Origin of the sequence: Nostoc sp., from assembly GCF_036917095.1 — a bacterium.
Classification (GTDB): Bacteria; Cyanobacteriota; Cyanobacteriia; order Cyanobacteriales; family Nostocaceae; genus Nostoc.
In genome coordinates this window covers 117,118-129,193 of sequence record NZ_JBALFH010000049.1, presented here as the reverse complement: position 1 = coordinate 129,193, position 12,076 = coordinate 117,118, and the positions used below count along the sequence as shown (strand labels likewise).

Genomic DNA, 12,076 nt, shown 5'->3' with positions numbered 1-12,076 from the left:
GCCACGAAGAAAAAATTTTAACAAAAAAATAACTTTTTTGAACTGGATTGAGAAAAATCTGCTCTCTCAAGAGTATGAACAGGAGGCAGAAGCAAAGCAGGCTAAAAATAAAATTTTCAATTATAAAATTTTATTTTATTTATTTGTTAGGTAGCTTTCACTATCTTAAATGTATAATCTATCATTTGTTTTTATTTTTCAAATGTATAATCTATCATTCATGATGATTTATATTGACCTCTATTACTTGTTTCTTGGTTAGGCTTATCGAACGTAGAGTATCTTCTTTGAAACAATAAGACAGTATCCACTTAGTAGTCATTTATTGACAGAGCTAGGGAAGTTGCGATTGCCTGAAGTTTTACTTCAAAAATGATGAGCCATTATATGGATAGTTAGCACCTTTATCGCACTATCCAATGTCTCAAGACTTATTAAACTCCTTTCAAGAAGCATACAGTAATCTCGAACTGTTTCCGTTGATGGAACAGAACGAAATGGAAAAATTTAGAGTCGAGTATGGTGATGATTTGATTGCAGACCTGAACCAATTAGTGGAAGATAGTCCTAATGGAGATGGCAAAATTGTCTTTACAGGACATCGGGGATGTGGTAAGTCTACCTTGTTAGCTGAGTTTAGCAGACAAATTCAAGATAAATATTTTGTAGTTCTCTTTTCTATTGCTGACAAAATTGAAATGTCGGCCGTTAATCATATTAATATACTGTTTGCGATCGCAGTTAATTTAATGACAGAGGCAGAAGCACGCAAAGTTGATATTCCTCACTCTACAAAAGAAGCTCTTTATAAGTGGTTTGCCACGCGCACCCGCACTGAAGAATTAAATTTGCAAGCAGAAGCTAGTATAGGTTTTGACCTTTTAAAATTGATTAGTTCTAAATTAAAAGCTGATGCTAGCGTTCGGGATGAAATTAAGCAAGAATTTGAACGCAAGTTATCAGATTTAGTTGCCAGAATTAATGAAATTGCTGCTCTAATTCAAGCTGCAACTAAACAAAACGTTTTAGTAATTATTGATGATTTAGATAAACTTGACTTAGGCAGAGTTAACGAAATTTATCGAGATAATATTAAAGCTCTTTGTCAACCTAACTTTCAAATTATCTACACTATCCCGATCGCAGTCCTTCGGGAAACATTTATCAGCACAATAATTACTACTGAAACCAACGATCAAGTTGTGGCAATGCCTGTCTTAAAAATTTTCGATAAAGGTAAAAATCGCTTCCCTAATGCTCAACCTCGCCCGGAAGCAACAAAGATTCTTGGTGAAGTTTTACAAAAGCGAATTTCCAGTGAATTAATCGCAGCAGAGACGGCTGAGAAAATTGTGATTTACAGCGGTGGAGTATTGCGAGAGTTAATTCGTATTTCTAAGGAATGCTGCCGCATTTGTTTGCGATCGATCCGCCGAAATCCCTCAGCCAAAGTTATCATTGATGATAAAATTCTTCTTCAAGCAATTAATAAAATCCGCAATGATTTTTCCATCCGTTTGGGAAAAGCCGATACAGATATTTTGCAGAGTGTTTATGAACAATTTATGCCCAATGACCCCAAACAAGCAGAGTTTTTGGATTTGCTACATGGGCTATATGTTCTAGAATATCGCACCGATGAAACTTGGTATGATGTTCATCCAATTATTATCGAAAGCTTGAGAAGACAGGGAGCTATTAATGTTAAGTGAAGACTTCTTAGATGATGAGGGAGAAAATCAAGATGCGTATGATGATTTAATTGTTTCTATTGAAGCTCAAAAGCGGGGATTGAATTTACTGATTGCGGTTTGCGATGATGCTAATTTTCGCGATCAGATTATTGCCCAATATGAAGCTGAACTACAATCTACCTTCCGTACATATCGAGTAACTTTAGCACGTCAGGAACCGAGCCTAAAAGCTGCTCTTAACCAACTAGTACAACAAGAAGAATATCTTCGTCAGCAGAACCCAGCGGCGATAACTGTGATGGGTGCCGAACAACTTTATTTTCTCAGATTGGGAAATGAGCAATCGGAACAGGAGAAATTTTTTGGTTACTTACAGTGGACAAGGGAAGGATTGCGCGAGTTTCCGTTTGCGATCGTGCTGTGGGTAACTAACCAAATTTTAGTCAACCTGATTAAAAAAGCTCCTGATTTTTGGAGTTGGCGCAACGGTGTATTTCGGTTTGAATCTAAAAAGACGAATGCTATTGCTGGTAAAGAACTAGAACATATACGTTTTGTTTTTAGAGACACAGAATTAGCCAGCACAGATACTAATGAAGATAACTCCTTTTTCTTACCCATCCAAGATTTACAAGGGTTAATCGAGAAAGTAGAACAGGAACAGGGAAATAAAGACCGCAGTTTGGCTACTTTATACTCAAGATTAGGTGATATTTACCGCAGCAGATTAGAGCGGGGTGAGTCTCAGAATTATCAAGAAGAACAAGAACTAGCAATAAAGTACTGGCGTAAGGCGATTGAGCTACAAAATGAATCAGGTTCGCAGATAGACTTAGCTACTAGCCTCGACAATTTAGCAGGAATATATCGTGCAACAGGACACTACAGCGAAGCCGAACCATTATATAAACAAGCCTTAGAACTGAGGAAACGCCTGCTAGGAGAGAACCATTCTTCTTTTGCTAATAGCCTGAATAATTTGGCGGGACTCTACAAATCTACTGGACAATATACTAAAGCGGAACTTTTGTATCAAGAAGCTTTAGAACTGAGGAAACGCCTGTTAGGAGAAAACCATGCCGATGTTGTCGCCAGTCTCAACAATTTGGCATTACTATACGATGAACAAGGACGTTATGAAGAAGCAGAACCTCTGTATCTGCAATCATTAGAACTCGAAAAACATTTGGTTGGCGAAAATCATCTTTCTTTCACTTTTATACTGAATAATTTAGCGCTACTTTATTATCATCAAGGACGATATACTGAAGCTGAACCGTTGTCGCTACAAGCAATAGAACTAGATAAACGATTTTTGGGAGAAGATAATCCTGATGTTGCAACAGATTTGCACAATTTGGGATTGATATACCGCGCTCAAGGACGCTACGATCGAGCGGAATCTTTGTTTTTGGAATCATTGGAACTCAAGCAACGTCTATTACAAAAGGCGCATCCGCTTTTAGCAGATACTATCTATGCTCTTGGTTATATGTACAGGGAGCAGGGGCGTTACAATGAAGCGGAACCCTTATGTATAAAAGCCTTAGAACTTGATAAGCACCTATTGGGAGAAAATCATCCCAATGTTGCCGAAAGTCTCAATAATCTGGCAGAAATTTATCGTGAAACTGGACGTTACGCTGAAGCAGAACCGCTTTATTTGCAAGCTTTAGATATTTGTGAACGAGTCTGGGGTGTAAATCATTTGCGTAGTGTCACTGTTCGTCAAAATCTAGAAAAACTTGCCGCAGCAATGCAGAATAATGGAGAGCGCGATGTCTTGTCTACGACACGCTGCGCGAACGACAACCCCTTTGGGGAAAGCATTACATAGAGCAAAAATCTAATTAATATCATGTCCGCTTGATTACTTATTAAACCCGAAGAACCCCACCCCTAACCCCTCCCCTCCCGAAGAGCGGGGAGGGGTTAGGGGTGGGGTGCAATGACTGTGGGAATCATAACTATTTATCCGGACATGATATAACGCTAAAATATCATATAAAATGGGATATTTTCATTTTGAGACTCTAATCTAGAGATAGCAAAATGGCTAAAGATGTTTTCCATCAACAAGTAAAAAAAGCGTTAATAAAAGATGAGTGGATAATTACTCACGATCCTTTTACAATTCGGATTAGTGAAGCAATTAAACTCCAAATAGATTTAGCTGCTGAAAATGCCATTGCCGCAGAACGGAATACAGAGAAAATAGCTGTTGAATGAGAGTGTGTTGCAAAAACCTTGCAGAGTGACAAACTTTTAAAGCTTTACTAAAAAATCATTTTGCCGTAACTATATGTATCGCGCGATCGCACTCAACAATAACTAACAACTTGAGCTACTAGTTCAGTATGGCGAAAGTTACCTACCTTTAACCAGTTGCTCAAGCCCCTTAAGTCTTGTTAATTGAGACGGTAGCTAGATTAACACCGTGGTATACTAGCGAACCCCGACGAAACCAGCTTGCTCAATTGCCCTTTGCCCTTGGTCAGTTAACAAAAGTTTGGCATAGGCATCCCCAATCTGCTGTTCCCGACCTTTATTCTGCTTAATAATCACAAACAAATTAGCGATCGCGGGATAACTCCCATTTTTGATCGCCTGAGTATTTAGCTGGTTGCGCTGACGCGGACATTGCTCAGACGACACCATAGGTTCGCGATAAGGGGGAATTAGCTGACCAGAAGTGCTACCCAATGGCAAAGCCTTCACACTACATTGAGGTACTACTGAACGGGCAGAAGCGTAATATACACCGCCAGGTGTTTTGCTGAGTTGGCGCACTGCCTCTGTAGTAGAGTAGACATATTGCACATTAGAGCTAAGTACTTGCTCTTTCAAGTCGCTGTTGCTAGGAAATATTACTGTATCTGCATCCTCTGGTCGTTGAGACAAAGGTGTGATGGGTAAGTTTGGCCCACCTACTTGATTCCAGTTAGTGATTTGCCCTAAATAAATTTTCTGCAATTGATCGACAGTTAAACCTGACACATTCAGTGATGGGTTGACTACCACTGCTATCCCATCCATACCCACCTGACGTTGCTCAAGGGTGAAGCCTCGCTTTCTTGCAATAGCTTGTTCTTCATCTGTAAGGGGACGGGAGGACTGAGCAAAGTCCAGTTTCCCATCAAGCAACATCCGAATGCCTGAGCTAGAACCAGGGCTACCATTAACAGGGTCTACGTAATGTAGTTGTAGTTCAGGGCGAGCGCTCTGGATCTGAGAATCTACAAATTGCCGGATAGATGCCCAAGCTGTACTGCCTCCGTAGTTAAATGAAGCAGTGGGGACATCAGCAACTGTCTGAAAAGTTGATGCAGTACTAGAGACAGTATTGGAACTTTGATTAGAGGAATTAACGCTGTTACGAGACAATAAATTCGGCTTCAGTAACCACCAAAGCAATCCGCCAATAACCATCAGTGTCAGCACTTTCCCAATAATCAAACCTCTAAGGAAGAGGGCAATTTCACCGTTAATTAAAGCTTTTTTTTGATTTGTATTGTCCATATCTTTAAATGTTGTTAATTGTGTTTATCTTACAGGAATTTATAGGTATTTATCTTACAAGAATATCGAGATATTTAAATTAAAATAAATCTGGAATGAGCCAGTTAATAAGCTGTTTTATGAATACTGGTAGATGATTAAATTTTTCTAATGTAGTGAAATTCAATTTGCTCTTCGCTAGCCTTTGCAATGGTGGAATTGCTTTTATAGACTCTTTTGTTAGCTGCTAATTTGGCTAATAGGCTATTCACATTAACACTAGCAACCCGTGGCTCATCCAATTTTTCTCTAAAATTATTTAATTGAGTTGGTTGGTTTGGAGGCGATGTACCTGTATTAATGAATGTATAGATTAAAACTATTACTATCAAACTAGTGGTAGCACCAAGTCCTATTCCCAGCAGCAAAAGAAAGTTTTTATAAGTTAGCGAATAGCTATCATCAGTATTTTGGTTTATGCCAGCAGATTGTGAGGGCTGTGATAATGACAGATCGGAATTAAGGGCTTGCAAAGCTTCTGCGGCAGATTGGTAACGCTGGCTGGCGCGATCGCAAACCATTGTGTCTAAAATATCTGCAACAGCGTCGCTTACCTCTGCGCGATCGCGCCAGAGAATTTCTCCAGTATTGGGATTTTCTGGTAGTTGCTCAGGTATTAAACCTGTCAAAGCTTGAATGCCAATCATCCCTACTGCATAGATATCGCTGCAAAGTTTTGGCTTTCCCTTTGCCTGTTCGCTTGGCATATAGCCAGGAGTCCCAACAGCTATTGTTAAGCCTGCTCCCAAAGCACCAATTTTCTTAATACTCCCAAAGTCAATTAGTACAATCTTCCCATCGGAATGCCGCCGCATTAAGTTTTGAGGCTTAATATCTCGGTGAATAATATTGTGTTGGTGGACAAAAGACAGCACTTCTAGGATGTCTTTTAATAAATTTAAGACTGCATTTTCGCTAAGAGGCTTACCTGGTATAATTTCTTGAGTCAAGGCATGACCGTCAATAAATTCCTGGACTAAATAGAAATCTCCATCTTCATCAAAATGGGCAAACAGTCTAGGAATTTGATCGTGCTCGTTGCCTAGCTGGTATAAAACTTCTGCTTCCCGATCGAATAGGCTTTTAGCTATGGGTAGAACAGCAGGATTCGGATCTTTTGGGTGGAAATGTTTGACGACACAATGGGGTTGCCCTGGTAAATCTAGGTCTATAGCTAAGTAGGTATCACCAGATCCTCCGCTTCCTAAGTGTTTGACAATCTCAAAGCGATTCCGAAGTGTCTTTCTAGCGAGAGAGTATTGATATCTTTTACGTATAGCAGTTGTTAACAAGTAAGTATTACCCGATCCTCCGCTTTCCAGTAGTTTGACAGTCTCAAAGCGACTTCGGAGTGTTTTTCTGACTAGAGGGTTCTGGCTCATGTGGCGTATACTACTTGTTAATTTGTTAACCATTCAGAGCTTGGGTGAGATTATGAATACCTGCCGCTTGATTTGTTGGTATTTGAGGCAGCCAGTTTCTCAGGAGACCTATATTTTTGAGCAGTTTTATGATTAACCGCTTGATTGCTTCATTTAATACCTTTATAGATATCTTAATATAAAATTTATTTCTGGAATAGTTCAATAATTTTATCACTTAAGTAAATTCAACACTAGTCCACAGTATTTATAACTTTGGACAGAAGGCGATATTCAGCAGTTAGAAGTTTATTTATTTTAACTGTTGGGTCTGATTACTGAGAAAAACTTGAACAGGGGAATTTAAAGGCACAAATATTCTTACTGTGTCCACCACAGTTTTGTTACCTGATTTTAGCGATCGCGTCGTCATCTCAACGTGATTTTGACAAAACTAAAAAAGAGCAGGTCAGTCTTTAAGGTAAATAAAGCAATAAGTGTATTTGTTTGCACAAAACACCAAAATGAATATGCGAACGGTTCTACTGAGAAAGCAAAATGGCGAATTACAATGCTTGCGCTCTCTCCAAGAACTTTAAATTTCCACTTTTATTACTCGAAAAAATATCAGGACTACCTTTCCTTCAATCAAGTTCGCTTAAATAAATTTGCAAACTATATTTATTGGTTTAGTCTGCCCTTAACACATCAAGTTACAGCATATTAACTAGTTATTCAATAGTTTCTACAAAACATCCCACTTTTCCCACTTTTCCTACCTTTTACTCGCATCTGTATCAATTGCAATAGCTCTGTTGCATTTAGCAAAAATAATAGTGGGAATAGTCTACGCTTGTTTTGATATATTTTTTGTAACTTTTGCTAGGTAAAAGATAAAAATGTTTGATAACAAAAAAAGTGTTTAGCTCACTCCTTAGATATTTAATCTTCTAGAAACTGTCCTAATTTAGGTTTTGCTGCCAGCCAATAGATAAAATAATGTGACATTACATACAATCCGGTTCGGATAAGCTCTTGAAGCCGGGGGAGAGAGGAATTACTGAATAATACCTCTTTGCTCCCCTGCTTCGGCTGCCTGCCTCAACCAAGAAATTCCTTAACCCAACTGTATCGTGTGACAATCAGGGCAGGTAGCTGCAACAGCAGCATTCTGTTAATTAAAAAAGCCCCCTAGCGGAGGCTTATTAGGTTGTTCGCGTGGAATGAACAACTAAGTAATTAATTCTCACAGTAGATACAGTAATCCGAACAGAATAATCCAAATTACGTCAACGAAGTGCCAGTAGATTTCGGCTGCTTCAATGCCAAAGTGCTTTTCGTTACTGTAGTGACCCGGAACGCGCGATCGCCACAACACAGCAACAATTGCCAAAACGCCGATAGTAACGTGCAATCCGTGGAAACCAGTCAAAACGTAAAATGCACTAGCAAATAAATTGGTAGTTAAACCAAATTCTAAATGGGTATATTCATATACTTGACCCACTAAGAAAATAGCACCCATTGCAGCCGTAATTGCTAACCAAATCTGGGCACCCCGCGCATCATTCTTTTTGATAGCAGTGTCGGCATTGTGCATGACAAAACTACTAGAAATTAGATTGATGGTGTTGACTCCAGGTAACAGTAGTTCTAATTCTGGAGTACCTGCTGGCGGCCATGCAGGTAAGGTAGCACGGAAAGCCAAGTAGGCTCCGAACAACCCCATAAAAATCATCCCTTCAGCAATCAGGAAGACAATTAGCCCAAACAGACGATGGTCTGGATGTTCTTCGTGATGGCCGACGGACGCTTCCGCCGCGTGGTGATGATTTAGTTCGGTTTTAGCTGGGTCAATAGTTTGACTTTGCATGAATTTTTTAAAGGATAAATTGGGGAGTGGGGGGAGCAGGGAGGAGGGGGAGCAGGGGAGGCAGGGGGAGCAGGGGAGGCAGGGGGAGCAGGGGAGAATTTTCCCCTCTGCCCCCCGCACCCTGCCCCTCTGCCTCTTTATCAATGCCCAATTTCCCATACTTGTTTTATTTCTGGTCTTCGGGATTAGCGGCAACCGCTGGGTCGGGCTTTGCTCTTAACACTGAGTTGGGGCCAGCAGATAAGACTGGATTGGGATCGGATAAGGGTACGCCTTCGCCAGCCTTTTCCAAACCGTAATCGTAGGGGCCCGTAGCTAGTACTGGGGTTCGATCGAAATTTTCGATCGCAGGTGGTGAGGTTGTCATCCACTCTAAGGTAAGTGCCCTCCAGGGATTATTACCAGCTTTCTCGCCGTATAACCAACTCCAAATCGCATTGATGATGAAGGGGAATGTCGAAACTGCTAGTATGTAAGCGCCATAAGTGCAGATTTCGTTGAGAAAGGTAAATTTGGGGTCATACTGGGCGATACGACGGTTCATGCCCATTAATCCCAGCTTATGCATGGGTAAGAAGGTCATGTTTAGACCAACTATTGTTAAGGCAAAATGAACCTTACCCCAAAATTCGTTCACCATCCGTCCCGTCATTTTCGGGAACCAGTGGTAAATCGCCGCATAAATGCCGAGAACACTACCACCAAACAGCACGTAGTGCAAGTGTGCTACGACAAAATAGGTGTCGTGAACGTGAATGTCAAAGGGCACTGCTGCCAACATTACGCCACTGATCCCGCCAATCACAAAGGTGCCAACAAAACCCATTGCGAACAGCATGGCACTGTTTAGCTGGATTTTCCCACCCCACATGGTTCCTAACCAGCTGAAAATTTTAATTCCTGTGGGTACGGCAATGATCATGGTGGTGATCATAAAGAACATCCGCAACCAACCGGGAATACCGCTGGTAAACATGTGGTGCGCCCAAACAATTAGCCCCAGAAAGCTAATGGCAAGAGACGAATAAGCGATCGCTTTATAGCCAAAAATCGGCTTGCGGGAATGCACGGGAATAATTTCTGAAATTGCCCCAAAGAAAGGCAAAATCATAATGTAAACCGCTGGGTGGGAGTAAAACCAGAACATGTGCTGATACACAACTGGATCGCCACCGCCAGTTGGGTTAAAAAATGTTGTCCCAGCAATTAGGTCAAAGGCAAGCAGAATTAGACCTGCTGCTAACACTGGCGTAGATACCAAAGTTAGTGCCGAGGTAGCAAACATCGCCCAGCAGAACAAGGGCATTTGATGAACTCCCATACCAGGGATACGCATCTTGAGCAATGTCACCAAGAAATTGATTGCCCCTAAAATCGATGACGTACCTAGTAGGAGGACGCTCATAATCCAGATTCCCTCACCTACTTGACCTGTTACCAAGCTCAGGGGAGGGTAGGAAGTCCAACCTGCATCCGGTGCATCGCCTACCACTAAACTAGCGATCAACAATAAACCCGCAGGGGGAATCATCCAAAAGGCAACAGCATTCAAGCGTGGAAATGCCATATCCTTTGCCCCAATCATCAAGGGAATGAGGAAGTTAGCAAAACCTGCACCAGCTGGCACGATCCACAAGAAAATCATGATTGTGGCGTGCAGCGTAAATAAGCTGTTGTAGACTTCAGGGGTGACAAAATCGACTTCTGGGGTTCGCAGTTCTGTACGAACCAAGTCAGCCATCACCCCACCAATGCAGTAAAAAATGAATGTAGTGACTAGGTATTGAATCCCAATCACCTTATGGTCGGTGTTGAAACTAAAGTAGTCTTGCCATTTTCTGATCCCTGGCTCCTCAACAAGAGCAGGGGCGTTGGCAGTTTCTTGCACTTGAGCTTGGGTCATAGTCGTTAGTTATCTTTTGTCATTTGTCCTTTGTCAGTTGTCCTACCCTGCGGGAAGCCGCTAAGGCGTCTATGTCATTTGTCATTTATTTAGACCAATGACTAATGGCTAATGACCAATGACCAATGACTAATGGTGAACTTGATGGAGGATTTCTGGCTGAATTCCCATATCCTTGGTGTAAGGGGCGAGAAATTCATTTGGGGATAGATCGGCAGGGTTAACAGCAACGGCTTGATTTAGCGTTTCTTTGCTAGCAACTAGCTGTTCTTGCACCCATTTATCAAAGGCTTCTTCTGGCTCAACGACTACTGTTGCTCTCATTGCACCATGGTAGGGGCCACAAAGTTCAGCACAGATTAGGGTATAATCGCCTGCTTTTTTGGGGGTGAAGCGAATCTCGCTTTGTCTACCAGGGATCGCATCTTGTTTCAGGCGGAACTCTGGCACCCAAAAGGCATGGATGACATCGTTGGCTGTCATATTGATTTGCACTTCTCGCCCGATGGGGACGTGCATTTCACCTGTAGTTATACCAGTTTCAGGATAAGTGAAAAGCCAGGCATATTGTAGACCTGTGACGTTGACCTGTAATCCTGCTGGTTTGCCTGCTTTATCAGGAGTTCCCCCAATTGTGGGAGCAACACTACCTACACCTGGGGCATTCCGCAGTTGGGGAATTTGGTCAGCATTGCGGACTTCTGCGGTAGCTGGGTCTTGCATTGCCTCATCAGATTTTTCTTGATTGAGGTTGGGTTCGGTGCTGGGAGGAGTATCGCTTAAAGTTGCTGCGAGAGCGGTTCCCGCACGCTGCGCGAACGCACTTCCAGGCATTGCCATTGACTCCTGACTCATCGGCGCTTGATGGATAGCATGGGGATCAAACCCACCGATTTCGTTGTAGACATCAAAGCTGTAAACAGAAATACCGATAACGATAATTGCTGGGATCGCCGTCCAGAGAATTTCTAGAGGTACATTGCCTTCAACTGGTGGGCCGTCTTCATTATCACCTGCACGCCGACGGTATTTAAATGCAGAGTAAATTAAAATACCTTCTACGAGCAGGAATATACCTGTAGAAATGATCATCATCGCGTTGAACAGACCATCAACTAATTCGGCTTCATCCGTGGCTGCTGCTGGCAACAGACCGTGATTTTGACCGTACCAAAGGCTGACTAGCGTTAGCACGATGCCAATCAGTAATGTCCAGATTGAACTTGGAATCTTCACGGCTTACTTAATTGAATTTACTACGTTATCTTAAAGCTGCTCACTTACTAAGGTAGTCTAGGCTGGAAGGCATGGAGTACAAAGGTCTGAAATTTTTATTAATTTTTTTAACTATTTTACTAATTTTGGGTACAAGGTGACTATCGGGAGGCGGGAGGCAGAAGGTAGGAGGTAGGGGGCAGAAGCTAGGAGTAACCCAGATGCATTTAAAAGTATGGGATTTAACGACTGGGTTTTATACCCAAAACTCAAGTTTTCATTCATAATTATTTCCTCCTGCCTTCTCTTAAAATCAGTGGAAAAATTTAAGGAAAAATTTATAATGCTTAAATTAATTGTGATTAATCAATTTTTCACATCTTGAAAAATACCTAAAGCTTCAGCTAAAACCTTCCTGAAGTGATTCAAAGTATAAGTGAGTGCTAATCTATAAACCCCTAACCTATACGCT

Annotated in this window: 9 protein-coding genes; 3 read left to right on the top strand and 6 right to left on the bottom strand. The window is 41.5% G+C overall.

Translation table 11 applies throughout. The features are described from left to right. The first annotated feature begins 419 nt into the window (after positions 1-419). The 3 genes from V7L01_RS30250 to V7L01_RS30240 all read left to right on the top strand — a co-directional run bounded on the left by V7L01_RS30250 (position 420) and on the right by V7L01_RS30240 (position 3,923). Positions 420-1,712: an ATP-binding protein gene (locus tag V7L01_RS30250; RefSeq protein WP_335041473.1), complete on the top strand. Its 1,293-nt coding sequence runs from the start codon at positions 420-422 to the stop codon at positions 1,710-1,712. Then, on the top strand, positions 1,702-3,531 hold the full coding sequence (locus V7L01_RS30245; RefSeq protein WP_335041471.1) for a tetratricopeptide repeat protein: 1,830 nt from the start codon (positions 1,702-1,704) through the stop codon (positions 3,529-3,531). The genes V7L01_RS30250 and V7L01_RS30245 overlap by 11 nt, the downstream gene beginning before the upstream one ends. Positions 3,532-3,746: 215 nt before the next feature. Continuing rightward, complete coding sequence (locus V7L01_RS30240) at positions 3,747-3,923, top strand: element excision factor XisH family protein (protein ID WP_442937040.1); 177 nt, start codon at positions 3,747-3,749, stop codon at positions 3,921-3,923. 216 nt (positions 3,924-4,139) lie between these two features. Here V7L01_RS30240 and V7L01_RS30235 read toward each other — a convergent pair whose 3' ends face one another. The 6 genes from V7L01_RS30235 to V7L01_RS30210 form a co-directional block, all read right to left on the bottom strand. Beyond that, on the bottom strand, positions 4,140-5,213 hold the full coding sequence (locus V7L01_RS30235) for a PstS family phosphate ABC transporter substrate-binding protein (protein WP_335041469.1): 1,074 nt from the start codon (positions 5,211-5,213) through the stop codon (positions 4,140-4,142). A 137-nt stretch (positions 5,214-5,350) separates the two neighbouring features. Beyond that, positions 5,351-6,634, bottom strand: coding sequence for a serine/threonine-protein kinase (locus V7L01_RS30230; RefSeq protein WP_335041467.1), 1,284 nt, complete (start codon positions 6,632-6,634; stop codon positions 5,351-5,353). 1,225 nt (positions 6,635-7,859) lie between these two features. Beyond that, a complete protein-coding gene (locus V7L01_RS30225; RefSeq protein ID WP_334924380.1) occupies positions 7,860-8,486 on the bottom strand; it encodes a cytochrome c oxidase subunit 3 in 627 nt (208 codons plus the stop codon). Between the two features lie 166 nt (positions 8,487-8,652). Next, positions 8,653-10,389: a cytochrome c oxidase subunit I gene (gene ctaD / locus V7L01_RS30220; RefSeq protein WP_335041465.1), complete on the bottom strand. Its 1,737-nt coding sequence runs from the start codon at positions 10,387-10,389 to the stop codon at positions 8,653-8,655. Between the two features lie 129 nt (positions 10,390-10,518). Beyond that, positions 10,519-11,625: a cytochrome c oxidase subunit II gene (locus V7L01_RS30215; RefSeq protein ID WP_335041464.1), complete on the bottom strand. Its 1,107-nt coding sequence runs from the start codon at positions 11,623-11,625 to the stop codon at positions 10,519-10,521. A 111-nt stretch (positions 11,626-11,736) separates the two neighbouring features. Then, positions 11,737-11,889: a hypothetical protein gene (locus tag V7L01_RS30210; RefSeq protein WP_335041463.1), complete on the bottom strand. Its 153-nt coding sequence runs from the start codon at positions 11,887-11,889 to the stop codon at positions 11,737-11,739. Between the last annotated feature and the right edge of the window lie 187 nt (positions 11,890-12,076).